This window comes from Pseudonocardia oceani, assembly GCF_019263585.2.
GTDB classification, from domain to species: Bacteria; Actinomycetota; Actinomycetes; order Mycobacteriales; family Pseudonocardiaceae; genus Pseudonocardia; species Pseudonocardia oceani.
This window is the reverse complement of record NZ_JADQDF010000001.1, coordinates 1,994,730-2,020,022: the sequence shown is the minus strand read 5'-3', so window position 1 is coordinate 2,020,022 and position 25,293 is coordinate 1,994,730. Positions and strand designations below refer to the sequence as shown.

At 70.8% G+C, this 25,293-nt stretch carries 34 protein-coding genes; 33 read left to right on the top strand and 1 reads right to left on the bottom strand.

Going from position 1 to position 25,293, the window contains the following annotated elements; translation table 11 throughout:
- Window positions 1-352 precede the first annotated feature (352 nt).
- The 33 genes from rpsL to I4I82_RS09850 all read left to right on the top strand — a co-directional run bounded on the left by rpsL (window position 353) and on the right by I4I82_RS09850 (window position 23,962).
- The gene (gene rpsL / locus I4I82_RS10010) at window positions 353-727 is read left to right on the top strand and encodes a 30S ribosomal protein S12 (RefSeq protein ID WP_141278851.1); all 375 of its coding nucleotides are present in this window, start codon (window positions 353-355) and stop codon (window positions 725-727) included.
- Entirely contained in the window at window positions 727-1,197 is a 471-nt protein-coding gene (rpsG, locus tag I4I82_RS10005) for a 30S ribosomal protein S7 (RefSeq protein ID WP_172157749.1), read from the top strand. Before rpsL ends, rpsG begins: the two co-directional genes overlap by 1 nt.
- A 45-nt stretch (window positions 1,198-1,242) precedes the next feature.
- On the top strand, window positions 1,243-3,342 hold the full coding sequence (gene fusA / locus I4I82_RS10000) for an elongation factor G (RefSeq protein WP_218588911.1): 2,100 nt from the start codon (window positions 1,243-1,245) through the stop codon (window positions 3,340-3,342).
- A gap of 100 nt (window positions 3,343-3,442) precedes the next feature.
- Entirely contained in the window at window positions 3,443-4,636 is a 1,194-nt protein-coding gene (gene tuf / locus I4I82_RS09995; protein WP_218588912.1) for an elongation factor Tu, read from the top strand.
- Between the two features lie 325 nt (window positions 4,637-4,961).
- Window positions 4,962-5,267 (top strand): 30S ribosomal protein S10, encoded by a 306-nt coding sequence (gene rpsJ, locus I4I82_RS09990; RefSeq protein WP_040804197.1) that lies wholly within the window; start codon window positions 4,962-4,964, stop codon window positions 5,265-5,267.
- 13 nt (window positions 5,268-5,280) lie between these two features.
- Complete coding sequence (gene rplC / locus I4I82_RS09985) at window positions 5,281-5,937, top strand: 50S ribosomal protein L3 (protein WP_218588913.1); 657 nt, start codon at window positions 5,281-5,283, stop codon at window positions 5,935-5,937.
- Window positions 5,934-6,851 carry a 50S ribosomal protein L4, sunset domain variant gene (rplD, locus tag I4I82_RS09980; protein WP_218588914.1) on the top strand — a complete coding sequence of 306 codons (918 nt, stop codon included), beginning with the start codon at window positions 5,934-5,936 and terminating at the stop codon, window positions 6,849-6,851. The genes rplC and rplD overlap by 4 nt, the downstream gene beginning before the upstream one ends.
- Window positions 6,848-7,150, top strand: a complete 303-nt coding sequence (gene rplW, locus I4I82_RS09975) for a 50S ribosomal protein L23 (RefSeq protein ID WP_172157760.1) — start codon at window positions 6,848-6,850, stop codon at window positions 7,148-7,150. The genes rplD and rplW overlap by 4 nt, the downstream gene beginning before the upstream one ends.
- 3 nt (window positions 7,151-7,153) lie before the next feature.
- Window positions 7,154-7,990, top strand: coding sequence for a 50S ribosomal protein L2 (gene rplB / locus I4I82_RS09970; protein ID WP_218588915.1), 837 nt, complete (start codon window positions 7,154-7,156; stop codon window positions 7,988-7,990).
- 15 nt (window positions 7,991-8,005) lie between these two features.
- Window positions 8,006-8,287 carry a 30S ribosomal protein S19 gene (gene rpsS, locus I4I82_RS09965; protein ID WP_141278859.1) on the top strand — a complete coding sequence of 94 codons (282 nt, stop codon included), beginning with the start codon at window positions 8,006-8,008 and terminating at the stop codon, window positions 8,285-8,287.
- Between the two features lie 22 nt (window positions 8,288-8,309).
- Entirely contained in the window at window positions 8,310-8,726 is a 417-nt protein-coding gene (gene rplV / locus I4I82_RS09960; RefSeq protein WP_218588916.1) for a 50S ribosomal protein L22, read from the top strand.
- On the top strand, window positions 8,726-9,574 hold the full coding sequence (rpsC, locus tag I4I82_RS09955) for a 30S ribosomal protein S3 (protein WP_218588917.1): 849 nt from the start codon (window positions 8,726-8,728) through the stop codon (window positions 9,572-9,574). Before rplV ends, rpsC begins: the two co-directional genes overlap by 1 nt.
- A gap of 2 nt (window positions 9,575-9,576) precedes the next feature.
- Window positions 9,577-9,996, top strand: coding sequence for a 50S ribosomal protein L16 (rplP, locus tag I4I82_RS09950; protein WP_141278862.1), 420 nt, complete (start codon window positions 9,577-9,579; stop codon window positions 9,994-9,996).
- Window positions 9,996-10,238 (top strand): 50S ribosomal protein L29, encoded by a 243-nt coding sequence (rpmC, locus tag I4I82_RS09945; RefSeq protein WP_172157776.1) that lies wholly within the window; start codon window positions 9,996-9,998, stop codon window positions 10,236-10,238. Before rplP ends, rpmC begins: the two co-directional genes overlap by 1 nt.
- The gene (gene rpsQ, locus I4I82_RS09940) at window positions 10,235-10,522 is read left to right on the top strand and encodes a 30S ribosomal protein S17 (RefSeq protein ID WP_172157778.1); all 288 of its coding nucleotides are present in this window, start codon (window positions 10,235-10,237) and stop codon (window positions 10,520-10,522) included. The genes rpmC and rpsQ overlap by 4 nt, the downstream gene beginning before the upstream one ends.
- Window positions 10,519-10,887: a 50S ribosomal protein L14 gene (rplN, locus tag I4I82_RS09935; RefSeq protein WP_172157780.1), complete on the top strand. Its 369-nt coding sequence runs from the start codon at window positions 10,519-10,521 to the stop codon at window positions 10,885-10,887. Before rpsQ ends, rplN begins: the two co-directional genes overlap by 4 nt.
- Window positions 10,888-10,890: 3 nt before the next feature.
- Window positions 10,891-11,217, top strand: coding sequence for a 50S ribosomal protein L24 (gene rplX, locus I4I82_RS09930; RefSeq protein ID WP_172157782.1), 327 nt, complete (start codon window positions 10,891-10,893; stop codon window positions 11,215-11,217).
- A gap of 1 nt (window position 11,218) precedes the next feature.
- On the top strand, window positions 11,219-11,797 hold the full coding sequence (gene rplE, locus I4I82_RS09925; protein ID WP_218588918.1) for a 50S ribosomal protein L5: 579 nt from the start codon (window positions 11,219-11,221) through the stop codon (window positions 11,795-11,797).
- 56 nt (window positions 11,798-11,853) lie between these two features.
- Window positions 11,854-12,039, top strand: coding sequence for a type Z 30S ribosomal protein S14 (locus I4I82_RS09920; RefSeq protein ID WP_172157793.1), 186 nt, complete (start codon window positions 11,854-11,856; stop codon window positions 12,037-12,039).
- 72 nt (window positions 12,040-12,111) lie between these two features.
- The gene (rpsH, locus tag I4I82_RS09915) at window positions 12,112-12,510 is read left to right on the top strand and encodes a 30S ribosomal protein S8 (protein WP_141278869.1); all 399 of its coding nucleotides are present in this window, start codon (window positions 12,112-12,114) and stop codon (window positions 12,508-12,510) included.
- 13 nt (window positions 12,511-12,523) lie between these two features.
- Window positions 12,524-13,063 (top strand): 50S ribosomal protein L6, encoded by a 540-nt coding sequence (gene rplF / locus I4I82_RS09910; protein ID WP_172157795.1) that lies wholly within the window; start codon window positions 12,524-12,526, stop codon window positions 13,061-13,063.
- Window positions 13,063-13,467, top strand: coding sequence for a 50S ribosomal protein L18 (gene rplR / locus I4I82_RS09905; protein ID WP_218588919.1), 405 nt, complete (start codon window positions 13,063-13,065; stop codon window positions 13,465-13,467). The genes rplF and rplR overlap by 1 nt, the downstream gene beginning before the upstream one ends.
- A gap of 28 nt (window positions 13,468-13,495) precedes the next feature.
- On the top strand, window positions 13,496-14,161 hold the full coding sequence (rpsE, locus tag I4I82_RS09900) for a 30S ribosomal protein S5 (RefSeq protein ID WP_218588920.1): 666 nt from the start codon (window positions 13,496-13,498) through the stop codon (window positions 14,159-14,161).
- Window positions 14,161-14,346: a 50S ribosomal protein L30 gene (gene rpmD / locus I4I82_RS09895; RefSeq protein ID WP_172157801.1), complete on the top strand. Its 186-nt coding sequence runs from the start codon at window positions 14,161-14,163 to the stop codon at window positions 14,344-14,346. Before rpsE ends, rpmD begins: the two co-directional genes overlap by 1 nt.
- The gene (gene rplO, locus I4I82_RS09890; RefSeq protein WP_218588921.1) at window positions 14,343-14,798 is read left to right on the top strand and encodes a 50S ribosomal protein L15; all 456 of its coding nucleotides are present in this window, start codon (window positions 14,343-14,345) and stop codon (window positions 14,796-14,798) included. The genes rpmD and rplO overlap by 4 nt, the downstream gene beginning before the upstream one ends.
- A 147-nt stretch (window positions 14,799-14,945) precedes the next feature.
- On the top strand, window positions 14,946-16,262 hold the full coding sequence (secY, locus tag I4I82_RS09885; protein ID WP_218588922.1) for a preprotein translocase subunit SecY: 1,317 nt from the start codon (window positions 14,946-14,948) through the stop codon (window positions 16,260-16,262).
- 24 nt (window positions 16,263-16,286) lie between these two features.
- Window positions 16,287-16,856: an adenylate kinase gene (locus I4I82_RS09880; RefSeq protein ID WP_218588923.1), complete on the top strand. Its 570-nt coding sequence runs from the start codon at window positions 16,287-16,289 to the stop codon at window positions 16,854-16,856.
- A 29-nt stretch (window positions 16,857-16,885) separates the two neighbouring features.
- Window positions 16,886-17,680, top strand: a complete 795-nt coding sequence (gene map / locus I4I82_RS09875; protein ID WP_226369972.1) for a type I methionyl aminopeptidase — start codon at window positions 16,886-16,888, stop codon at window positions 17,678-17,680.
- Between the two features lie 89 nt (window positions 17,681-17,769).
- Window positions 17,770-18,870, top strand: coding sequence for a Re/Si-specific NAD(P)(+) transhydrogenase subunit alpha (locus I4I82_RS09870; protein WP_218588924.1), 1,101 nt, complete (start codon window positions 17,770-17,772; stop codon window positions 18,868-18,870).
- The gene (locus tag I4I82_RS09865; RefSeq protein ID WP_218588925.1) at window positions 18,870-19,220 is read left to right on the top strand and encodes an NAD(P) transhydrogenase subunit alpha part 2; all 351 of its coding nucleotides are present in this window, start codon (window positions 18,870-18,872) and stop codon (window positions 19,218-19,220) included. The genes I4I82_RS09870 and I4I82_RS09865 overlap by 1 nt, the downstream gene beginning before the upstream one ends.
- On the top strand, window positions 19,220-20,602 hold the full coding sequence (locus tag I4I82_RS09860) for an NAD(P)(+) transhydrogenase (Re/Si-specific) subunit beta (RefSeq protein WP_218588926.1): 1,383 nt from the start codon (window positions 19,220-19,222) through the stop codon (window positions 20,600-20,602). Before I4I82_RS09865 ends, I4I82_RS09860 begins: the two co-directional genes overlap by 1 nt.
- A 61-nt stretch (window positions 20,603-20,663) precedes the next feature.
- Window positions 20,664-23,270, top strand: a complete 2,607-nt coding sequence (locus tag I4I82_RS09855; RefSeq protein WP_218588927.1) for a PEP/pyruvate-binding domain-containing protein — start codon at window positions 20,664-20,666, stop codon at window positions 23,268-23,270.
- A complete protein-coding gene (locus I4I82_RS09850) occupies window positions 23,267-23,962 on the top strand; it encodes a class I SAM-dependent methyltransferase (protein WP_218588928.1) in 696 nt (231 codons plus the stop codon). Before I4I82_RS09855 ends, I4I82_RS09850 begins: the two co-directional genes overlap by 4 nt.
- Here the strand turns inward: I4I82_RS09850 and I4I82_RS09845 are convergent.
- The gene (locus tag I4I82_RS09845; RefSeq protein ID WP_218588929.1) at window positions 23,940-25,217 is read right to left on the bottom strand and encodes an MFS transporter; all 1,278 of its coding nucleotides are present in this window, start codon (window positions 25,215-25,217) and stop codon (window positions 23,940-23,942) included. The genes I4I82_RS09850 and I4I82_RS09845 overlap by 23 nt on opposite strands.
- Window positions 25,218-25,293 lie beyond the last annotated feature (76 nt).

Genomic DNA, 25,293 nt, shown 5'->3' with positions numbered 1-25,293 from the left:
CGCGCCACGTCGTGCGGCACTCTGCGAGCACCGGCAGATGCTCACCTGGACCCGTTTTGACCCCCCTTCGGCGGGGCGGGTAGTCTTGGTGCTTGCGCTCGACCTCGGTCGGGCCGATCTGCGCGCCTGTGGGCCGTCGATCCCGTGCTCCGGCCCGTGATCGCGTCCCCGATGCGCAGGCCTCCGGCCATCCGGTGAGGTTCCCCGATCTCATTCGCACGGTGTTCGAAGGTGCGACACGCCCGACCTCGGGGGAGGGCGGCCGGTGCAGCCGGCCTCCCCAGCACGACCCAGCTCGACACACGACAGACGCAGTGCACCAGCACCACCGACGGGAAGAAGCAGACGGTTCATGCCCACGATCCAGCAGCTGGTCCGCAAGGGCCGTCAGGACAAGGCCACCAAGACGAAGACGGCCGCGCTCAAGGGGAGTCCCCAGCGCCGCGGCGTCTGCACGCGCGTCTACACGACCACCCCGAAGAAGCCGAACTCGGCGCTTCGCAAGGTCGCGCGCGTCAAGCTGACCAGCCAGATGGAGATCACGGCCTACATCCCCGGTGAGGGCCACAACCTCCAGGAGCACTCGATCGTCCTGGTGCGCGGTGGCCGCGTGAAGGACCTCCCGGGTGTCCGCTACAAGATCGTCCGCGGCTCGCTGGACACGCAGGGCGTGAAGAACCGCAAGCAGGCTCGCAGCCGCTACGGCGCGAAGAAGGAGAAGAGCTGATGCCTCGCAAGGGCCCTGCTCCGAAGCGACCGCTGGTCTCCGACCCGGTCTACAGCTCGCCGCTGGTCACCCAGCTGGTGAACAAGGTGCTCCAGGACGGCAAGCGCAGCCTCGCCGAGCGGATCGTCTACGCGGCCCTCGAGGGCACGCGGGAGAAGACCGGGGCCGACCCGGTCGTCACGCTCAAGCGCGCGCTCGACAACGTCAAGCCCGCCCTGGAGGTGCGCAGCCGCCGCGTCGGTGGCGCCACCTACCAGGTGCCCGTCGAGGTCCGTGCCGTCCGGCAGACCACGCTGGGCCTGCGCTGGCTGGTGTCGTACGCCGGGCAGCGCCGCGAGAAGACCATGGTCGAGCGGCTCATGAACGAGCTCCTCGACGCGAGCAACGGTCTGGGCGCCGCCGTCAAGCGGCGCGAGGACATGCACAAGATGGCGGAGTCCAACAAGGCCTTCGCCCACTACCGCTGGTGACGGGCCGATCGTCCGCGCCAACCTGTTGAGGGAAGCGAGATAGCTGTGGCACGCGACGTGCTGACGGACCTGGGCAAGGTCCGCAACATCGGCATCATGGCCCACATCGACGCCGGCAAGACCACCACGACCGAGCGGATCCTGTACTACACCGGTCTGAACTACAAGATCGGTGAGGTCCACGACGGCGCGGCCACGATGGACTGGATGGAGGAGGAGCAGAAGCGCGGCATCACGATCACCAGCGCCGCGATCACCTGCTTCTGGAAAGACCACCAGATCAACATCATCGACACCCCCGGCCACGTCGACTTCACGGTCGAGGTCGAGCGCTCCCTGCGGGTGCTCGACGGCGCGGTGGCGGTCTTCGACGGCAAGGAGGGGGTCGAGCCGCAGTCCGAGCAGGTCTGGCGGCAGGCCACCAAGTACGACGTGCCGCGCATCTGCTTCGTCAACAAGATGGACAAGCTCGGTGCGGACTTCTACTTCACCGTGCGGACGATCAAGGAGCGCCTCGGCGCCACGCCGCTGCCCCTGCAGCTGCCGATCGGTTCCGAGAACGACTTCATCGGCGTCGTCGACCTGGTCGAGATGCGCGCGCTCACGTGGCGCGGAGAGGTGAAGATCGGCGAGGACTACACGGTCGAGGAGATCCCGGCCGACATGCTCGAGAAGGCCGCGGAGTACCGCACGGCCCTCGTCGAGGCCGTCGCCGAGACCGACGACGAGCTCATGGAGCTCTACCTCGGTGGCGAGGAGCTCACGGTCGAGCAGATCAAGCACGGCATCCGCAAGATCGTGACCGACCGCATCGCCTACCCGGTGCTCTGCGGGTCCGCGTACAAGAACAAGGGCGTCCAGCCCATGCTCGACGCGGTCATCGCCTACCTCCCGTCCCCGCTCGACGTGCCGCCGGTCGAGGGCACGCTGCAGGACGGCGAGACGGCGCAGTCGCGCAAGCCGGACGTCACCGAGCCGTTCTCCGCGCTCGCGTTCAAGATCGCCGCGCACCCGTTCTTCGGCAAGCTCACCTACATCCGGGTCTACTCCGGCAAGGTCGCCGCGGGCTCCCAGGTCGTCAACTCGACCAAGGACCGCAAGGAGCGCATCGGGAAGATGTTCCAGATGCAGGCCAACAAGGAGAACCCGGTCGACGAGGCCCAGGCCGGCCACATCTACGCGGTCATCGGCCTGAAGGACACGACGACGGGGGAGACCCTGTCGGACCCGCAGCACCCCATCGTGCTCGAGTCGATGTCCTTCCCCGACCCGGTCATCCAGGTCGCGGTGGAGCCGAAGACCAAGGCCGACCAGGAGAAGCTGGGCGTCGCGATCCAGAAGCTGGCCGAGGAGGACCCCACCTTCCAGGTCACGCAGGACGAGGAGTCGGGCCAGACCATCCTCGCCGGCATGGGGGAGCTGCACCTCGAGGTGCTGGTGAACCGCATGAAGACCGATTACAAGGTCGAGGCGAACATCGGCAAGCCGCAGGTGGCGTACCGCGAGACGATCCGCCGCGCCGTGGAGAAGTACAGCTACACGCACAAGAAGCAGACCGGTGGCTCGGGGCAGTTCGCGAAGGTGATCATCACCATCGAGCCCCTCGACACCGCCGACGGTGCGCTGTACGAGTTCGACAACAAGGTCACCGGTGGCCGCATCCCGCGGGAGTACATCCCGTCGGTCGACGCCGGTGCGCAGGACGCCATGCAGTACGGCATCCTCGCGGGCTTCCCGCTGGTCGGGGTCAAGCTGACCCTGGTCGACGGTGCCTACCACGAGGTCGACTCCTCCGAGATGGCGTTCAAGGTCGCCGGCTCGATCGCGCTCAAGGAGGCCGCACGTCAGGCCAGCCCGGCGCTGCTCGAGCCGATGATGGCCGTCGAGGTCACCACGCCCGAGGACTACATGGGTGAGGTGATCGGCGACCTCAACTCCCGCCGCGGCCAGATCCAGGCCATGGAGGAGCGGGCGGGTGCCCGCGTCGTCAAGGCGCTGGTCCCGCTGTCCGAGATGTTCGGCTACGTCGGCGACCTGCGGTCGCGGACCCAGGGCCGGGCGAACTACACCATGGTCTTCGACTCCTACGCGGAGGTCCCGACCAACGTGGCCAAGGAGATCATCGCCAAGGCCACGGGCGAGTAAGTCCCCGGCGGGCCCACCACGGGCCCGCCGGACCCGGCACGACCCACAGACCCCCCGTCAGCACGGCGGATGAAGTCACTCAGTCCAGGAGGATTCCCCAGTGGCGAAGGCGAAGTTCGAGCGGACCAAGCCGCACGTCAACATCGGCACCATCGGTCACATCGACCACGGTAAGACCACGCTGACGGCGGCAATCACCAAGGTTCTCCACGACAAGTTCCCGACGCTCAACGCGGCGTCGGCGTTCGACCAGATCGACAAGGCTCCCGAGGAGCGCCAGCGCGGCATCACGATCTCGATCGCGCACGTCGAGTACCAGACCGAGAAGCGCCACTACGCGCACGTCGACTGCCCCGGGCACGCCGACTACATCAAGAACATGATCACCGGTGCGGCCCAGATGGACGGTGCCATCCTCGTGGTCGCCGCCACCGACGGCCCCATGCCCCAGACGCGCGAGCACGTGCTGCTCGCCCGCCAGGTCGGCGTGCCGTACATCGTCGTCGCGCTGAACAAGGCCGACATGGTGGACGACGAGGAGATCCTGGAGCTCGTCGAGCTCGAGGTCCGCGAGCTGCTCTCGGCTCAGGACTACCCGGGCGACGACCTGCCGATCGTCCGCGTCTCGGCGCTCAAGGCCCTCGAGGGCGACGCCGAGTGGGCCGAGAAGCTGCTCGAGCTCATGGACGCCGTCGACGAGTCGATCCCGGAGCCCGAGCGCGACGTCGACCGTCCGTTCCTGATGCCGGTCGAGGACGTCTTCACGATCTCCGGTCGTGGCACCGTCGTCACCGGTCGCATCGAGCGCGGCATCGTCAAGGTGAACGAGGAGGTGGAGATCGTCGGCATCAAGGAGAAGTCCTTCAAGACGACCACCACGTCCATCGAGATGTTCAAGAAGTTCCTCGACGAGGGTCGCGCCGGCGACAACGCGGCGCTGCTGCTCCGCGGCATCAAGCGCGAGCAGGTCGAGCGCGGCATGGTCGTGACCAAGCCGGGCACCACCACCCCGCACACCGAGTTCGTCGGCCAGGTCTACATCCTGTCCAAGGACGAGGGTGGCCGTCACACGCCGTTCTTCAACAACTACCGTCCCCAGTTCTACTTCCGGACGACGGACGTCACCGGCGTGGTGACCCTGCCCAGCGGCACCGAGATGGTCATGCCGGGCGACAACACCCTCATGGACGTGAAGCTGATCCAGCCGATCGCCATGGAGGAGGGCCTGCAGTTCGCCATCCGCGAGGGTGGTCGGACCGTCGGCGCCGGCCAGGTCACCAAGATCACCAAGTAGTACCGCACCACCCCGGTCGAGGATGCCGCACGTCCGTGTGGCATCCTTGACGGGTTGCGCATCGGGCGCCGGCCCGCGAGCGATCGCGGGCCGCCCCGGTGCGGACCCCCCGAGCACAGCGGCCCCCCGGGGTCGTGGGTGATCCCGGGGACCGGTATGCGAGCCGGGCGCGACACGCCCGACCTCGTGGACCGGAGCCCAGACCGTGCGAACCGACAGCCGCCCCGTGCTGCCCCAGGCGGAGTGGCTGCGCCGGTCCACGGGCCGGGCCCGACCCGGAACCGCCCGTAGCACGCTCCCAGGATGAGAAGGACGACCGACGACCATGGCGGGACAAAAGATCCGCATCAGGCTGAAGGCCTACGACCACGAGGCCATCGACGCCTCCGCGCGCAAGATCGTCGAGACGGTCACGCGCACGGGTGCTCGGGTCGTCGGGCCGGTGCCTCTGCCGACGGAGAAGAACATCTACTGCGTCATCCGCTCGCCGCACAAGTACAAGGACTCGCGCGAGCACTTCGAGATGCGCACCCACAAGCGGCTCATCGACATCCTCGACCCGACGCCGAAGACCGTCGACGCGCTCATGCGCATCGACCTGCCGGCGTCCGTCGACGTCAACATCCAGTAGGGCTGACGGAATCATGAGCGAGAGGCAGATCACCGGGATCCTGGGCACCAAGCTCGGGATGACCCAGGTCTTCGACGAGAACAACCGGGTGGTCCCGGTCACCGTGGTCCAGGCGGGCCCCAACGTGGTGACCCAGGTGCGGACCGCCGAGAAGGACGGCTACGTCGCCGTCCAGCTGGCGTACGGCGCCATCGACCCGCGCAAGGTGAACAAGCCGCGCACCGGCCACTTCGAGAAGGCCGGCACCACGCCGCGCCGCCACCTGGTCGAGCTGCGCACCTCCGACGCCGGCGAGTACTCGCCCGGCCAGGAGATCACCGCCGAGGTCTTCGAGGCCGGTGCGGTGGTCGACGTCGTCGGCACCAGCAAGGGCAAGGGCACCGCCGGTGTCATGAAGCGCCACGGCTTCCACGGCCTCGGCGCGAGCCACGGCGTGCAGCGTAAGCACCGCTCGCCCGGCTCCATCGGCGGTTGCGCGACCCCGGGCCGCGTCTTCAAGGGCATCAAGATGGCCGGCCGCATGGGCGTCGCCCGCGTCACGACCCAGAACCTCACCGTGTTCCGGGTCGACGCCGAGCGCGGCCTGCTGCTGATCAAGGGTGCCGTCCCCGGCCCCCGTGGCGGCCTCCTGCTGGTCAAGAGCCCCGCGAAGGGTGGTGTGAAGGCATGACGACGACCGTGAAGGCGGATCTCCCCGCCCACGTCTTCGACGTCACCGCGAACGTGCCGCTGATGCACCAGGTGGTGGTGGCCCAGCTGGCCGCCGCGCGCCAGGGCACGCACGACACGAAGACCCGCGGTGAGGTTCGCGGTGGCGGCAAGAAGCCGTACCGCCAGAAGGGCACCGGCCGCGCCCGCCAGGGCTCGACGCGCGCCCCGCAGTTCGCCGGCGGTGGCACCGTCCACGGCCCGACGCCGCGCGACTACACCCAGAAGACGCCCAAGAAGATGAAGGCCGCCGCCCTGCGCGGCGCCCTCTCCGACCGGGCCCGCGCCGGCCGCGTGATCGTCGTCGACTCGCTCACCACCGGTGACGCACCGTCGACCAAGGCCGCGCGCAAGGTCATCGAGGGTCTCGTGAGCGACGCCGGGCACCGCGTGCTCGCCGTGGTCGGCCGCGAGGACGTCGTGAGCCAGCTCAGCCTGCGCAACCTGCAGGCCGTGCACCTCATCGCGCCGGACCAGCTGAACACCTACGACGTGCTCGTCAACGACGTCGTGCTGTTCACCGAGGAGTCGCTCGAGACCTTCCTCGCCGGTCCCGTCGCCGCGCCCACGCGGAAGTCGGCCGCCGCGGCCGAGCCGCAGGCGCTGGTGAAGAAGGCCCCCGCCGCGAAGGCGGACGCGGCCGACGACACCGACGACGCCCCCTACGGCCCGCAGAGCCACGCTCCGCTGGCCGACGGCTCGGCGCCCGAGGGCTTCCCCGTCAAGGGCAACGCGGACTCGATGCTCTACCACGTGCCGGGCAGCTCGTTCTACGCCCGCACCGTGGCGGAGGTCTGGTTCGCCACCGCCGAGGCCGCGGAGGCCGCCGGTTTCCAGCTGCCGCCGTCGCAGCGCGAGAAGGAGGAGGGCAAGTGATCCCCGATCCGCGGGACATCCTGCTCGCTCCGGTCGTCTCCGAGAAGAGCTACGGGCTGCTCGAGGAGCGCCAGTACACCTTCCTCGTGAAGCCGGACGCGAACAAGACCGAGATCAAGATCGCTGTCGAGAAGGTGTTCGGCGTCAAGGTGCTCTCCGTGAACACCCTGAACCGCAACGGGAAGCGCAAGCGCTCCCGCACCGGCTACGGCAAGCGCAGGGACACGAAGCGCGCGATCGTCACGCTCTCCGAGGAGAGCCGGACGATCGACGTCTTCGGTGGCCGGGCAGGGGCGTAGGACATGGGTATCCGCAAGTACAAGCCGACGACCCCCGGTCGCCGCGGCTCCAGCGTCTCGGACTTCGCCGAGATCACCCGGTCGACGCCGGAGAAGTCGCTGATCCGTCCGCTGCACTCCAAGGGCGGTCGCAACGCGCACGGGCGCATCACCACCCGGCACCAGGGCGGTGGCCACAAGCGCGCGTACCGGCTGATCGACTTCCGCCGGAACGACAAGGACGGCGTGCCGGCCAAGGTCGCCGAGATCGAGTACGACCCGAACCGCACCTCGCGGATCGCACTGCTGCACTACGCCGACGGCGAGAAGCGCTACATCATCGCCCCGGAGAAGCTGAAGCAGGGCGACAGGGTCGAGGCCGGTCCCCGTGCCGACATCAAGGTCGGCAACAACCTGCCGCTCCGCAACATCCCCACCGGCACCGTGATCCACGCGATCGAGCTCCGCCCCGGCGGCGGCGCGAAGATGGCGCGGTCCGCCGGCGCGAAGGTGCAGCTCGTCGCGAAGGACGGCCCGTACGCGCAGCTCCGGCTGCCCTCGGGCGAGATCCGCAACGTCGACGTGCGCTGCCGCGCCACGATCGGTGAGGTCGGCAACGCCGACCACTCCAACATCAACTGGGGCAAGGCCGGCCGCATGCGGTGGAAGGGCAAGCGCCCGACCGTCCGCGGTGTGGCCATGAACCCGGTCGACCACCCGCACGGTGGTGGTGAGGGCAAGACCTCCGGTGGTCGCCACCCGGTCAACCCCGCGGGCAAGCCCGAGGGCCGCACCCGCCGCACCAAGCCGTCCGACAAGTTGATCGTCCGCCGCCGCCGCACCGGCAAGAACAAGCGCTGAGCAGGGAGGTAAAAGATGCCACGCAGCCTGAAGAAGGGCCCGTTCGTGGATGACCACCTGCTCAAGAAGGTGGACGTCCTCAACGAGTCGGGCAAGAAGACCGTCATCCGTACCTGGTCCCGACGGTCGACCATCATCCCCGACATGATCGGGCACACGATCGCGGTGCACGACGGCCGCAAGCACGTGCCGGTGTTCGTGTCGGACTCGATGGTCGGCCACAAGCTGGGGGAGTTCGCGCCCACGCGGACCTTCCGGGGCCACATCAAGGACGACCGCAAGTCGCGCAGGCGCTGAGACGGAGCAGGAGGAAGTGACCATGGCTGAGACAGCCGAAGGCACTGCCGCCGCGCCCGTCCGGGCGCGCGCGGTGGCGCGGTACGTGCACATGTCCCCGACGAAGGTGCGGCGCGTCGTCGCACTGATCAAGGGACGACCGGTCCAGGAGGCCCTCGACATCCTGCGGTTCTCGCCGCAGGCTGCCTGCGAGCCCCTGTACAAGGTGGTCGCCAGCGCGGCGGCCAACGCCCAGAACAACCTCGACCTGGACCCGGACACCCTCGTGGTGGCCGCGGCCATGGCCGACGAGGGCCCGACGCTCAAGCGCATCCGTCCGCGGGCCCAGGGCCGCGCGTACCGGATCCGCAAGCGCACGAGCCACATCACCGTCGAGGTCGAGTCGCAGCCCGCCAAGAACGGGCGCGGCGCTCGTGGTGCGAAGGGGAGGACCCGCTAATGGGTCAGAAGATCAACCCGCACGGCTTCCGCCTCGGTATCACCACCGACTGGAAGTCACGCTGGTACGCAGACAAGCAGTACGCCGAGTACGTCGGTGAAGACGTCGAGATCCGCAAGATGCTCTCCAAGGGCATGGAGCGGGCCGGCATCTCCAAGGTCGAGATCGAGCGCACCCGTGACCGGGTCCGCGTCGACATCTTCACCGCGCGTCCGGGAATCGTCATCGGCCGCCGCGGCGCGGAGGCCGACCGCATCCGGGGCAACCTCGAGAAGCTGACCAAGAAGCAGGTCCAGCTCAACATCCTCGAGGTCAAGAACTCCGAGTCGGACGCCCAGCTCGTCGCGCAGGGCGTGGCCGAGCAGCTGTCCAACCGCGTGGCGTTCCGCCGCGCGATGCGCAAGGCCATCCAGTCGGCCATGCGCTCCCCGCAGGTCAAGGGGATCCGGGTCCAGTGCTCGGGTCGCCTCGGCGGCGCGGAGATGTCGCGCTCGGAGTTCTACCGCGAGGGTCGCGTCCCGCTGCACACGCTGCGCGCCGACATCGACTACGGCCTGTTCGAGGCCCGCACCACGTTCGGGCGCATCGGCGTCAAGGTGTGGATCTACAAGGGTGACGTCGTCGGTGGTCGTCGCGAGGGCGCTGCCGCTGCGGCCGCCGCCCCCGGTGGCGACCGCGGCCCGCGCCGCGAGCGTCCGGCCCGCCGTCGCTCGGGTGCCTCGGGCACCACGGGCTCCGGCACCGAGGCCGGCCGCGCCGCCGCCGAGTCGTCCGCCGGTGGCGCCGCCACCGCCACGGTCGACGCGCCGGCGCCGTCCACGAACGACGCGACCGGTGGGGAGGCCTGACCATGCTGATCCCCCGCAGGGTCAAGCACCGCAAGCAGCACCGTCCGCACCGCACCGGTGCGGCCTCGGGCGGCACCCGCGTGACGTTCGGTGAGTACGGCATCCAGGCCCTCGAGCCCGCCTACGTCACCAACCGGCAGATCGAGTCCGCCCGTATCGCCATCAACCGGCACATCAAGCGCGGCGGCAAGGTCTGGATCAACATCTTCCCGGACCGCCCGCTGACGAAGAAGCCGGCGGAGACCCGCATGGGTTCCGGCAAGGGCTCCCCCGAGAAGTGGGTGTCCAACGTGAAGCCGGGCCGGGTCCTGTTCGAGATGAGCTACCCGAACGAGCAGCTCGCCCGCGAGGCCCTGCGCCGCGCGATCCACAAGCTGCCCATGAAGTGCCGGATCGTGACCCGTGAGGGTGGTGACATCTGATGGCCGCGTCGACGACGACCGCCGCCGAGCTGCGCGAGCTCACCGACGAGGAGCTCGTGCTCCGCGTGCGTGAGGCCAAGGAGGAGCTGTTCAACCTCCGCTTCCAGATGGCCACCGGGCAGCTGGACAACAACCGGCGGCTGCGTACCGTCCGGCACGACATCGCGCGGATCTACACGGTCATGCGCGAGCGCGAGCTGGGCCTGTCTGCCGCCCCGACCGAGGACGAGGGTGCGGCATGACCGACACGGCCAAGACGCCGCCCACTGAGGTGGAGCGGAACGAGCGCAAGATCCGTGAGGGTCTCGTGGTCTCCGACAAGATGGCGAAGACGATCGTCGTCGTCGTCGAGGACCGCGTGAAGCACCGGATGTACGGCAAGGTCATCCGCCGGACGACGAAGATCAAGGCGCACGACGAGGCCAACACGGCCGGCGTCGGCGACCGCGTCCGGCTGATGGAGACCCGCCCGCTGTCGGCCACCAAGCGCTGGCGCCTGGTGGAGATCCTGGAGAAGGCGAAGTGATCCAGCAGGAGTCGCGACTGCGCGTCGCCGACAACACCGGTGCGAAGGAGATCCTCTGCATCCGGGTGCTGGGCGGTTCGGCTCGGCGCTACGCAGGGATCGGCGACACCATCGTCGCCACGGTGAAGGACGCCATCCCCGGAGCGGGGGTGAAGCGCGGTGACGTCGTCAAGGCCGTCATCGTGCGCACCGTCAAGGAGCGTCGCCGCCCGGATGGTTCCTACATCCGTTTCGACGAGAACGCCGCCGTGCTGATCAAGCCCGACGGCGAGCCGCGGGGGACCCGCATCTTCGGACCGGTCGGTCGCGAGCTCCGCGACAAGAAGTTCATGAAGATCATCTCCCTCGCGCCGGAGGTGCTGTAACCCATGAAGATCAAGAAGGGCGACACCGTCGTGGTGATCGCCGGCAAGGACAAGGGCGCGAAGGGCAAGGTCATCCAGGCCTACCCCGAGCGCGACCGCGTCCTGGTCGAGGGCGTGAACCGGATCAAGAAGCACACCCGGGTCAGCCAGAACCAGCGCGGTGCGCAGTCCGGCGGGATCGTCACGCAGGAGGCCGCCATCCACGTCTCGAACGTGATGGTCGTCGACTCCGACGGAACCCCCACGCGGGTCGGCCGCCAGGTCACCCGCGACGACGAGGGCAAGCGCAGCAGCGTCCGCGTGGCCCGCAGCAACGGGAAGGAGATCTGAGGTGACTGCATCGACCGATACGGGCACCGAGAAGGTCGTCCCGCGGCTCAAGCAGCGCTACCGCGACGAGATCGCTCCGCAGCTGCGCGAGCAGTTCGAGTACGCGAACGTCATGCAGATCCCGGGCGTCGTCAAGGTCGTCGTCAACATGGGTGTCGGCGACGCCGCCCGTGACGCGAAGCTGATCGACGGCGCGCTGCGCGACCTGGCCACCATCACCGGCCAGAAGCCGCAGATGCGCCGCGCCACCAAGTCCATCGCGCAGTTCAAGCTGCGCGAGGGCATGCCGATCGGCGCGAAGGTCACCCTGCGCAGCGACCGGATGTGGGAGTTCCTGGACCGGCTGCTGACGATCGCCCTGCCGCGCATCCGGGACTTCCGCGGCCTCTCGGCCACGCAGTTCGACGGCCGGGGCAACTACACGTTCGGCCTGAACGAGCAGTCGATGTTCCACGAGATCGACCCCGACTCGATCGACCGGCCGCGCGGCATGGACATCACGGTCGTCACCACGGCGACGACCGACGACGAAGGCCGTGCGCTGCTCCGCAAGCTCGGCTTCCCCTTCAAGGAGGCGTGAGAATGTCGGCAATGCACGCTCGGCTTCCCCTACCCACTGTCTGGGAGGCGTGAGACATGGCCAAGAAGGCGCTCCGCATCAAGGCCGCCGCTGTCCCGAAGTTCAAGGTCCGCGGCTACACCCGCTGCCAGAAGTGCGGACGGCCGCGTGCCGTGCTGCGCAAGTTCGGCCTCTGCCGGATCTGCGTCCGCGAGATGGCGCACGCCGGCGAGCTGCCGGGTGTCCACAAGTCCTCCTGGTAGTACCCCTCCAGATCGTCACAGGCCCCCGGGCTCCAGCCCGGGGGAACCAGGCGGGAAAGCAGTGACGTCACCATGACGATGACCGATCCCATCGCGGACATGCTCACGCGTCTCCGCAACGCCAACTCGGCGTACCACGACCGCGTGGTCATGCCGCACTCCAAGCTCAAGGTGTCGATCGCCGAGATCCTCCAGCGCGAGGGCTACATCGCGTCGCACTCCGTCGAGGACGCCGAGGTCGGCAAGTCCCTGGTCATCGAGCTGAAGTACGGGCGCAACCGCGAGCGGAGCATCGCCGGCCTGCGCCGGGTCTCCAAGCCCGGTCTGCGCGTCTACGCCAAGTCCACGAACCTGCCCCGCGTTCTCGGCGGGCTGGGCGTGGCCATCATCTCGACATCCGCCGGTCTCCAGACCGAGCGGCAGGCGCACAAGAACGGCGTGGGCGGGGAAGTCCTCGCCTACGTCTGGTGAGGGGGTAGGAACCATGTCCCGAATCGGGAAGCTGCCCATCACCGTGCCCTCCGGCGTGGACGTCAGCATCGACGGCCGCACGGTGACGGTGAAGGGGCCCAAGGGCACTCTGTCGCACACCGTGATCGAGCCGATCACGATCGAGCGCGACGACACGGGTGCCGTCGTCGTCAAGCGCCCGGACGAGGAGCGCAAGAGCAAGGCCTACCACGGCCTCTCGCGCACCCTCGTCAACAACCTGTTCGTCGGCGTCACCGCCGGCTACGAGAAGAAGCTCGAGATCCACGGCGTCGGTTACCGCGTGGCGCTCAAGGGCAACACGCTGGAGTTCGCGCTCGGGTTCAGCCACCCGGTCGTCATCCCGGCGCCCGAGGGCATCACCTTCGCGGTCGAGACCCCCACGCGGTTCTCGGTCTCCGGCATCGACAAGCAGCTGGTCGGCGAGGTCGCCGCCAACATCCGCAAGCTGCGCAAGCCCGACCCGTACAAGGGCAAGGGCGTGCGCTACGCCGGCGAGGTCATCCGCCGCAAGGTCGGGAAGACGGGTAAGTAATGGCCGACACGATTTCCGCGGCCGCCAAGAAGCGGACCGCCTCCCAGGTGTCCAGCAAGCGCCGCGTCTCGCGCACGCGCCGGCACGCCCGGCTGCGCAAGAAGGTCAGCGGCAGCCCCGAGCGCCCGCGCCTCGCGGTGAACCGCAGCGCGCGGCACATCGTCGTGCAGCTCATCGACGACCTGGCCGGCCGCACGCTGGCCTCGGCGTCCACGATGGAGGCCGACGTCCGCGCGCTCGACGGCGACAAGAAGGCCCGCGCGGCCAGGGTCGGCGAGCTCGTCGCCGCCCGCGCCCGCGAGGCCGGTGTCACGGCCGTCGTGTTCGACCGCGGTGGCTACGGCTACCACGGCCGGATCGCGGCCCTGGCCGACGCCGCCCGCGAGGGTGGTCTGGAGTTCTGATGATGATCCACATGGAAGGGAACCACTGATGCCGGGACGTGCACGGCGCGACGGCGGAGGACCCGGAGGGTCCGGTGGGCCCAACAGCGGGCCCGGTGGCGAGCGCTCCAACTCGGGTGGCGGCCGTGACCGCCGCGACGGGGGCGGCCGCGGCGGCGCCCAGGACAAGACTCCGTACATCGAGCGCCTGGTGACGATCAACCGCGTCGCCAAGGTCGTCAAGGGTGGTCGGCGCTTCAGCTTCACCGCGCTGATGATCGTCGGCGACGGCGACGGCCTGGTGGGCGTCGGCTACGGCAAGGCCAAGGAGGTGCCCGCGGCGATCGCCAAGGGTGTGGAGGAGGCGAAGAAGAACTTCTTCCGCGTCCCCCGCATCGGCGGCACGATCGTCCACCGGGTGCAGGGCGAGGCCGCTGCCGGCGTCGTCCTCCTCCGCCCGGCGAGCCCCGGTACCGGCGTCATCGCCGGTGGCCCGGTGCGCGCCGTGCTGGAGTGCGCCGGGATCCACGACATCCTCTCCAAGAGCCTGGGCACCGACAACGCGATCAACGTCGTCCACGCGACGATCGCCGCGTTGAAGATGATCCAGCGCCCGGAGGAGGTGGCGGCCCGCCGTGGCCTGCCGCTCGAGGACGTCGCTCCGGCGTCGATGATGCGGGCGCGTGCGGAAGCCGCGCAGGCGGCGAGGGTCTGATGGCGAAGCTGATCATCACCCAGCGCAAGAGCGTCATCGGCGCCAAGGCCAACCAGCGCGCCACCATGCTCTCGCTCGGCCTGCGCAAGATCCGGCAGACCGTCGAGAAGGACGACACCCCCCAGGTGCGCGGCATGGTCCACACCGTGCGCCACCTGGTCACGGTCGAGGAGGTGAACTCGTGAGCGAGTCCACGATCAAGATCCACCACCTGCGCCCCGCGCCGGGTGCCAAGACCGCCAAGACCCGCGTCGGACGCGGTGAGGGCGGCAAGGGCGGCAAGACCGCCGGCCGGGGCACCAAGGGCACGCGCGCCCGCAAGGGCGTGCCCGCGGGCTTCGAGGGCGGGCAGATGCCGCTGCACATGCGGCTGCCCAAGCTCAAGGGGTTCCGCAACCGGTTCCGCGTGGAGTTCCAGGTCGTCAACGTCGGCGACCTGGCCACCCTGTTCCCGCAGGGCGGCACCGTCGGCCCCGACGAGCTCGTCGAGGCCGGTGCCGTGCGCCGCAACCAGCCCGTCAAGGTGCTGGGCAACGGTGACCTGGACGGCGTCGCGCTCACGGTGAGCGCGCACGCCTTCTCCGGCAGCGCCCGCGACAAGATCGCGGCAGCAGGCGGGTCCGTCACCGAGCTGTGACTCCCGTTCGGTGCGGACCGGCGCCATCGCGCCGGTCCGTGCCGTGGGGGCGGCACAGCCGCTGTTAGGGTTCCTGCGCGGTGCGCCCGATGGGCCCGCTGCGGCAGCCCGCGACGCGGGGGCCACCAGTACAGGAGGATCACACCAGTGCTCAGCGCTTTCCGGTCGGCACTGACCACGCCGGATCTCCGGAAGAAGATCCTCTTCACGCTCGGGATCGTCGCGGTCTACCGGCTCGGCGCCACCATCCCGTCGCCGGGCGTCTCGTACCCGGCCGTGCAGCAGTGCATCGCCGACGTGTCGAGCGGTGCGAACTCCAGCGTCTACTCGCTGATCAACCTGTTCTCCGGCGGGGCGCTGCTCCAGCTGTCGATCTTCGCACTGGGCATCATGCCCTACATCACGTCGAGCATCATCGTGCAGCTGCTCACCGTGGTCATCCCGCGGTTCGAGCAGCTGAAGAAGGAAGGGCAGTCGGGCCAGGCGAAGCTGACCCAGTACACCCGCTACCTCACGATCGCGCTCGGCATCCTGCAGGCCACCGGCATCGTGGCGCTCGCCGACCGCGGCCAGCTCTTCCAGGGCTGCACGCAGGACATCATCCCGGGCGACAGCGTGTTCGACCTCGCCCTGATCGTCGTCGTGATGACGGCGGGCACCGCGGTCATCATGTGGCTGGGCGAGCAGGTCACCGAGCGCGGCGTCGGCAACGGCATGTCGCTGCTGATCTTCGCCTCGATCGCGGCCCGCATCCCGGCCGAGGGTGCCAACATCCTCAACAACCCCGAGGGTGGGCCGCTCATCTTCGCGGGCGTCTGCGTCTTCGGCCTGGCCATCATCGCGAGCGTCGTGTTCGTCGAGCAGGGCCAGCGGCGCATCCCCGTGCAGTACGCGAAGCGGATGGTCGGGCGCCGGATGTACGGCGGCACGTCGACCTACCTCCCGCTCAAGGTGAACCAGGCCGGCGTCATCCCGGTGATCTTCGGGTCGTCGCTGCTGTACCTGCCGCAGCTGGTGTCCCAGCTCGTCGGCACGGAGTCCGGCGCGGTCCAGCAGTTCGTGCAGACCTACCTGGTCGACCAGTCCAACCCGGTGCACATCCTCCTGTACGTCGGGTTGATCATCTTCTTCACGTACTTCTACGTCGGCATCACGTTCAACCCCGACGAGCGCGCCGACGAGATGAAGAAGTTCGGCGGCTTCATCCCCGGCATCCGCCCGGGTCGCCCCACGGCGGAGTACCTCAACCACGTGCTCTCCCGCATCACGCTGCCGGGTTCGCTCTACCTCGGCCTCATCGCGGTGCTCCCGAACTTCTTCCTGGGCATCACCGGATCGGGTCAGAACCAGAACTTCCCGTTCGGCGGCACGGCCGTGCTGATCATGGTCGGAGTGGGGCTCGACACCGTGAAGCAGATCGAGAGCCAGCTCATGCAGCGCAACTACGAGGGTTTCCTGCGCTAACGTCCGTCGGGTCAACTGCACTCCATGAGGGAAAGGCGGGTTCGCGTGCGACTCGTTCTGGTCGGTCCGCCGGGCGCGGGCAAGGGAACTCAGGCGGAGCGGATGGCGGAGCGCCTCGACGTGCCGCACATCTCCACCGGGGACCTGTTCCGGGCGAACCTCAAGGAGGAGACCCCGCTCGGCGTCGAGGCCAAGCGCTACATGGACGCCGGCGACCTCGTCCCCGACGAGGTCACGGTCGCGATGGTCCGCGAGCGCCTCACCGAGCCCGACGCCACCAAGGGCTTCATCCTCGACGGCTTCCCGCGCACCGCCCCGCAGGCGGAGTCGCTCGCGGGCCTGCTGCAGGAGCAGGGCGTGGCGCTCGACGCCGTCGTGGAGTTCGTCGTGCCCGACGAGATCGTCGTGGAGCGGCTGATGGGCCGCGGTCGCAGCGACGACACCGAGGACGTCATCATCCGTCGCCAGCAGGTCTACCGGGACGACACCGCCCCGCTCCTCGCCTACTACGCCGACCGGCTCATCCGCGTGGACGCCGTCGGCTCCGTCGAGGAGATCACCGAGCGGGTGTTCGACGCCCTGCCCACGCCGTGAGCCGCGGGCGCGGCGGGGTACGGGGGCTGGTGAACCGCTTGCGCGGCCGTGACATCGAGCTGAAGACGCCGGGCGAGCTGGAGGCCATGCGGGCCGCCGGCGCGCTCGTCGCTCGCACGCTCGTGGCCGTCGTCGAGCTGGCGAAGCCGGGCGTCACCACCGCCGAGCTCGACGCGCTCGCCGAGCAGACGATCCGGGACGGCGGCGCCGTCCCCTCGTTCCTGGGCTACCACGGCTTCCCCGGCTCGATCTGCGCGTCGGTGAACGAGCAGATCGTCCACGGCATCCCGTCCGCGTCGGCGGTGCTCGCCGACGGCGACCTCATCTCCGTCGACTGCGGCGCGGTCCTGGAGGGCTGGCACGGCGACGCCGCGGTCACGATCCCGATCGGGGCCGTGTCCGAGGCCGACCTCAAGCTGTCGGCCGCCTGCGAGGCCGCGCTGCACGCGGGGATCGCGGCGGTGCGGCCCGGCGGGCGGCTCACCGACATCTCGCACGCGGTGCAGGAGGCGTGCGAGGAGGCCGGGCGCCGTGACGGCGTGCCCTACGGCATCGTCGCCGAGTACGGCGGCCACGGCATCGGCACCTCGATGCACATGGATCCGTTCCTGCCCAACCACGGCGAGCCCGGCCAGGGCCCGCGCCTGCGGGCCGGGATGGCGCTCGCGGTGGAGCCGATGCTCACCGGCGGCGACCCGGAGACCCTGGAGCTCGCCGACGGCTGGACCGTCGTCACCGCCGACGGGAGTCGGGCCGTGCACTGGGAGCACAGCGTCGCCATCACCGAGGACGGGCCGCGGATCCTCACGCTGCCGGTGAGCTGACCCGGCTGAATCGGTCGAGCCGGGCTCCGTGGCCCGACACTGATCACACGGTGGGTACTCCTGTCGTGGCGCTGGGCTAGGTTCCCGCCATGACTGCAGCAACCGGGGGCACCACCGTGGGTGTGCCCCGCGAGTCGGGAGCGGACGAGCGCCGCGTCGCGCTCGTGCCGAAGGTCGTCGAGAAGCTCCGCACGCGGGGGGTCGAGGTCGTCGTCGAGTCCGGGGCCGGGCTCGGGGCGCTGATCCCCGACGACCTCTACGTCGCGGCGGGCGCCACGATCGGGGACCCCTGGTCGGCCGACGTCGTCGTGAAGGTCGCGCCACCGAGTACCGAGGAGATCGGCAGGCTCCGGTCGGGCACCACCCTGATCGGCTTCCTCGCACCGCGCACCGCGCCGGAGTCGCTGGCCGCGCTGAAGTCCGCCGGTGTCGTCGCGTTCGCGATGGAGTCGATCCCGCGCATCTCGCGGGCCCAGTCGATGGACGCGCTGTCGTCGCAGGGGAACGTCGCGGGCTACAAGGCGGTGCTGCTCGCCGCCGAGCGCTCCACCCGCTTCTTCCCGATGCTCACCACCGCCGCCGGCACGGTGAAGCCGGCGCAGGCGCTCGTGCTGGGCGTCGGGGTGGCCGGGCTGCAGGCCCTCGCCACCGCCAAGCGCCTCGGGGCCCGCACCACGGGCTACGACGTGCGCCCCGAGGTGGCCGACCAGGTCCGCTCGCTGGGCGCGCAGTGGCTCGACCTCGGCATCGAGGCCGTCGGTGAGGGCGGGTATGCCCGCGAGCTCACCGAGGACGAGCGCGCCGAGCAGCAGAAGCGCCTCGAGGAGGCCATCACCGGCTTCGACGTCGTCATCACCACGGCGAACGTGCCGGGGCGCAAGGCGCCGACGCTGGTCACGGCGCGGGCCGTCGAGGGCATGCGCCCGGGCAGCGTCGTCGTCGACATGGCGGGGGAGAGCGGTGGCAACTGCGAGCTCACGAAGCCCGGTGAGGTCATCGTGGAGCACGACGTCACCATCGCCTCGCCGCTCAACCTGCCCGCGACGATGCCCGAGCACGCCTCGGAGCTCTACGCGCGCAACGTGTCGGCCCTCCTGGAGCTGATGCTGGACGACGACGGCGCGCTCGCGCCGGACTTCGACGACGAGGTGCTCGCGCAGTCCTGCGTCACCCGGGAGGTGGGTGCCTGATGAACGTCTCGATCCTCGCCGCGAACGCGGCGGAGGCGGGCTCCACGGGCCTGCTCGCGAACATCGCGATCCTCGTGCTGGCCGGCTTCGTCGGCTTCGCGGTGATCTCGAAGGTGCCCAACACGCTGCACACGCCGCTGATGTCGGGCACCAACGCCATCCACGGCATCGTGCTGCTCGGTGGCCTGATCGTGCTGGGGCGGCTGGAGGACCCGTCGGTCGGCGACGCGATCATCCTCGTCGTCGCGATCGCCTTCGGCATGATCAACGTGATCGGCGGCTTCCTGGTCACCGACCGGATGCTGGGCATGTTCAAGGCCAAGCCCGTGCAGAAGAAGGGCGACTCCTGATGGACGTGCTCATCCCGGTCCTCTACATCATCGCCTTCGGCCTGTTCATCTACGGCCTGATGGGCCTCACCGGCCCGAAGACGGCGGTGCGCGGCAACAAGATCGCCGCCGTCGGCATGACGATCGCGGTGGTCGCCACGCTGCTGACCGTCACCCACAACTGGATCCTCATCATCGTCGGCCTGGTGGTCGGCACGGCCCTGGGCGTGCCGTCGGCCCAGAAGGTCCAGATGACGGCCGTGCCGCAGATGGTCGCGCTGTTCAACGGCGTCGGCGGCGGCGCGGTGGCGCTCATCGCGTGGTCGGAGTTCCGCACCACGGAGTCGTTCTCCGGCGAGCCGACCTACGTGATCGTGGCGTCGCTGTTCGCGGCGATCATCGGCTCGGTCTCGTTCTGGGGCTCGATCATCGCCTACGGCAAGCTGCAGGAGATCCTGCCCGGCCGCCCGATCGGCCTGGGCCGCGCGCAGCAGTTCGTCAACGTCCTGCTGCTGGCCGGCGCCGTCGCGTGCGCGGTCGTCGCCGGGCTGGGCGGGGCGGCCGAGATCTGGATCATCGGCCTGCTGGTCGTCGCGGCCGTGCTCGGCGTCCTGGTGGTGCTGCCCATCGGCGGTGCCGACATGCCGGTCGTCATCTCGCTGCTCAACGCGCTCACCGGCCTCTCCGCCGCCGCGGCGGGCCTCGCGCTCGACAACACGGCGATGATCGTCGCGGGCATGATCGTCGGGGCGTCGGGCTCGATCCTGACCAACCAGATGGCCGTGGCGATGAACCGCACGATCCCGGCGATCGTCGCGGGCGGCTTCGGCGGCACGACGCTGGTGCCCGGCGCCGACGACGGCGTCGACCGCACCGTGAAGTCGACGTCCGCGGCCGACGCCGCCGTGCAGATGGCGTACGCGTCGTCGGTGATCGTCGTCCCCGGCTACGGGCTCGCCGTCGCGCAGGCGCAGCATGCCGTCAAGGACATGGCGAAGCTGCTGGAGGCCAAGGGCGTGGAGGTCAAGTACGCGATCCACCCGGTGGCCGGGCGCATGCCGGGCCACATGAACGTCCTGCTCGCCGAGGCCGACGTCTCCTACGACGCGCTCAAGGAGATGGACGACATCAACGACGAGTTCTCCCGCACCGACGTCACGCTGGTGATCGGGGCGAACGACGTCACCAACCCGGCGGCCCGGTCGGACGCGTCGAGCCCGATCTACGGCATGCCGATCCTCAACGTCGACCAGAGCCACTCGGTGATCGTGCTCAAGCGCTCCATGAGCAGCGGCTTCGCGGGCATCGACAACCCGCTGTTCTACGCCGACAACACCGCGATGCTGTTCGGCGACGCGAAGAAGTCGGTCGCCGCGGTCACCGAGGAGCTCAAGGCGCTGTAGGTCCTTCCGGCAGGTGTCCACCGTCGGTCACCGCGCCCGCGCCGCGAGTAGCGTCGCGGGCGTGACGGCGGTGATGGCTCTCGGCGGCGTCGGGCGCACCGACGTCGCGGTGGCGGGTGGCAAGGGCGCGAACCTCGGTGAGCTGGTGCGGGCTGGTCTGCCGGTCCCGCCGGGGTTCGTGGTGCCGACCGACGGGTACGACGCGTTCGTCGCCGCGGCGGGGATCGGCGCGGAGGTCGTGGCGCTCGCCCGCGCGGGCGGGCCCGGCGCGGATGACGCCGTCGCGGCGCTGTTCGCCGCGCACGAGCCGCCCGCCGACTGGGCCGACGCGATCGCGGCCGGCTACGCGGGGCTGGGCGGCGGACCGGTCGCCGTCCGCTCGTCGGCGACGGCCGAAGACCTCGAGGGCGCGAGCTTCGCCGGGCAGCAGGACACCTACCTGCACGTCGAGGGGGAGGCGGCGGTGCTCGCCGCCGTCCGCGACTGCTGGGCCTCGCTCTGGACCGGGCGCGCGATGGCCTACCGCTCGCGGGAGGGGATCGATCCCGCGGGCGTGAGCCTGGCCGTCGTCGTCCAGCGGATGGTCGACGCCCGCTCCGCGGGCGTCCTGTTCACGGCCGACCCGACGTCGGGCCGCCGCGACCGCGCCGCCGTGAGCGCGGCGTGGGGGTTGGGCGAGTCGGTCGTCGGCGGGACGGTGAGCCCCGACGGCCTCCTCGTCGACGCGGCCACCGGCGCCGTCGTCTCCCGGCACGTCGCCGACAAGGCGGTGATGACCGTCCCCGGGGCGACCGGCACGCACGAGGTGCCGGTGCCGCCCGACCGCCGCCGCGCGCCGGTGCTCGACGACGCCGCCGCGGCCGAGCTCGTGGCGCTGGGCGTCCGGATCGCCGAGCACTTCGGCGCGCCGCAGGACGTCGAGTGGGTCCGGGACGCCGACGGGGCGTTCCACGTCGTGCAGGCCCGGCCGATCACGGCGCTGCCCGAGCCCACCGGCGAGGTCCCGTCGAGCTGGCCCGTGCCGTACCCGGGCGGCACCTACTTCCGCGCGAGCATCGTCGAGCAGCTGCCCGACCCGCTGACGCCCCTGTTCGCGGACCTCGTCGACGACTCGGTGACGCGCTCCCTGGGAGAGCTCATGGCGACCGCGTTCGACAGCCCGCTGCGCGAGGGCGACCTGGCGTTCCCCACCGTCAACGGCTACGCGTACTACTACTACCGCAACACCGGGCTGGTCCGGATGACGCTGCGGACGCCGCAGGCGATCCGGGCGCTCTCCGGCCCGGGGGGCTCGACGGCCCGCGGCGGCGTCGCCGCGTGGCGGGAGACGGCGCACCCGGCCTACGTCGCCGCCGTCGCCGAGTGGGCCGACCGGGACCCCGCGCTGCTCACCGCGACGGAGGTGCTCGACGGGGTGTCGGCGCTGCTCGGCGCGGGCACGCGCTACTACACGTCGGTGCAGTCGATCATCCCGCTCGCGGCCGGGTCGGAGATCGTGTTCACCGCCTTCTACGACCGGCTGGTCCGCCGCGAGGGTGACCCGCCCGCGCAGGTGCTGCTCGTCGGTTTCGACAGCAGGCCGCTGCAGGCCGAGAAGTCGCTGCACGACCTCGCGCTGGCTCCCCGCGACGCCGACTGGGACGAGGGCTTCCGGCGCCACCTCGCCGAGTTCGGGCACACCGTCTACAACCTCGACTTCGCGAGCCCGGTGCCCGCCGACGACCCGGAGCCGCTGCTCGCCACGATCCGCTTCTTCGCCGGGGGCGGCGGCAGCGACCCGCACGAGCGGCAGCGGCGCACGGCGGCGCAGCGCACCGAGCTGACCCACCTCGTCCGGGCCCGGCTCGACCCGGTGCGCCGCGCGCTGTTCGACCGGCTGCTGGCCGCGGCGCAGTCCACCGGCCCGGTCCGCGAGGACGCGCTGGCCGACGTCGGGCTGGCGTGGCCGGCGATGCGCCGGATGCTGCGCGAGCTCGGCCGGAGGCTCGCCCTCGAGGGCGTCGTCGCGCAGGCCGACGACGTGTTCTGGCTCCACCACGACGAGCTCCGCGCCCTGGCCGGCGGCACCGAGCGGCCGGACCTGAGCGCCGAGGTCGCCGAGCGCCGCGTGGTGTGGCGAGGGCAGCGCCGCGCCGTCCCGCCGCAGCTGCTGCCGGAGCGGCCGTGGCTGAGCCGGGCGCTGTCGTCGGTCATGCCCGCGCGCGAGGGTGGGGGCACCGGTGCGGTCGTGCGGGGGATCGGCGCCGGGTCCGGCCGCGTGACGGCCCGCGCGCGCGTCCTCGGCGGCCCCGAGGACCTCGCGTCGCTGGTGCCCGGGGAGGTGCTCGTCGCCCGGATCACGACGCCCGCGTGGACGCCGCTGTTCGCGATGGCCGCGGCCGTCGTCACCGACGTCGGCGGGCCGCTGAGCCACGGGTCGATCGTGGCCCGCGAGTACGGCATCCCCGCCGTGCTCGGCACCGGGTCGGCCACGAGCCGGATCCGCACCGGGCAGGAGATCCGGGTCGACGGTGACGCCGGCACGGTCACCCTGCTGGACGAGGAGGACGGCGACGATCCCGTCGCTCCCCGGCGGTCGTCGCGGGCGGGGTGGGCGCTGGCGGGCGTCGCGGGTGCGCTGGTGGTGGCCCGGCGGCGGAGGCGGCGTCGGCTACGGTCGGCGGCGTGATCGACCTCGGCCGCGTCTGCGCGCTCTACCGCACCCACGCCGCCGACCTGGCCCGCGTCGTCGAGGAGCAGCGGCGGTTCCGCGAGGCGACGCCGTCGATGACCCCGCAGCTCGACGACGTCGAGGCCGAGGTCACCTACCTCCTCCTGCGCGACGCCCGGCCCGCGCACGTGATGGAGCTGGGCACGTTCCACGGCTGGTCGACGAGCTGGATCCTGCGGGCGCTACGGGACAACGGGTCCGGGCACCTGCACTCGTTCGACCGCATCGACAACGTGCGCAGCACGGTGCCCCCGGAGCTGGCGGCCGACCGGTGGACGTTCGTCCTCGGCGACGTCCGCGAGCGCATCGCCGACGTGCCGCGCGATGCGGGCTACCTGTTCGTCGACGCCGCGCACACGGCGTCGTTCGCGCGGTGGTTCCTCGCCGAGCTGTTCCCGCTGGTGCCGGCCGGGATCCCGGTGAGCGTGCACGACGTGCACCACGGACGCCGGGTCCTGCCCCTCACCGAGGGCGCGGTCGTGCTGCGCTGGATGCGGGAGCACGGCGTCACCGGGTTCACGGCGTCGCGCCGCCGGGCGCCGGAGGTCTTCGCCCGGATCGCGGAGGTCCGCGCCGAGCTCGGCCTGACCGGGGCCCGCGGCGCGACCCGCAACCCGATGCTGTGGTTCACGATGCCGGCGCCGCGCTGACCTCCTCCGCGGGCACGTCGAGGGGGTGGGCGATCTCGTCGCGGTACAGGCGCCAGCCCAGGATCGCCGCGATCGACAGGAACACCGGGATCGCACCGGCCAGCAGGAACGTCAGCGGCAGGCCCAGGGCGTCGCCGACGGGCCCGGCCAGGGCCATGGAGATCGGCATCAGCGCCAGCGAGACGAAGAAGTCCAGGCTGGACACCCGGCCCAGCAGGTGCGGTGGCACGCGGCGTTGCAGCAGCGTGCCCCAGATGACGGTGGCCGCCGCCCCGGTGACGCCGACGACGAACGCCGCGGCGCCCATCACCCACAGCAGGTCGGTGACGCCCATGACGACGAGCGGGAGGCAGCCCGCGCCCCACAGCAGGATCATCCACGTGAGGTAGCGGCGGGGGAGCCGGCCCGCGGAGGCGGCGACCGACCCGACGACACCGCCCACGCCGTAGCTCGCCAGCACGAACGCGTAGCCGCCCGGCCCGGATCCGGTCTGGTCGCGCACCGCGAACGGCACGAGCACCTCGATCGGGCCGATGATCAGCAGGACGAGCACCGAGGCGAAGGCCAGCGTCGCGAACAGCCAGCCGGTGCGCAGGAAGTAGCCGAAGCCCTCGCGCAGGTCGGCGAGCACCGAGACGGGTCCGTCGGCGCGCTCGGCCACCGGCGCCACCCGCATCACCAGCAGCGGCAGCAGCGCGGCCAGGTTGGCCACGGCGGCCGCGACGATCGCCGCGCCGGGCAGGAACGCGCTGACCAGCACGCCGGCCAGCGCCGGGCCGAGCGCCTGCATGACGACCGGGCGCAGCGTCCCCTCGACGCCGTTGGCGGCCAGGAGCTCGTCGGCGGGCAGCAGCGTGGGCAGCAGGGCGGAGTAGGCCGGGAAGTAGAAGCCCTCCGCGGAGCCGAGCAGGAGCGAGGCGATCGCCAGGTGCCACAGCTGCAGCGAGCCGGTCAGGGAGAGGGCGGCCGCGGCGCCGGCCGCGACGACCCGCACCGACTCGACCCCGATCAGCAGCGCGCGCCGCGGCAGCCGGTCGGCGGCGATCCCGCCCACGAGCACGCTGGCGAGCAGGCCGACGCTGCCGGCCGCGACAACGAGCGAGAGCTCCGTCGGCCCGCCGCCGAGCGCGATGACCTGGTAGACCACCGCGAGCAGCCAGACGCCGGTGGCGAACAGCGAGGACGCCATCGACGCGACGAGGAGGCGGTAGTCGCGGTGGCGGAAGGGGCGGAGCGGGCGCGGCAGCGTCGTCACGGCGTCAGCTCACCACCGGCGCGCCGCGACGGTCGAGCGAGATCCCGTGCGCGTGTACCCCATGTGCGGGCCGGTG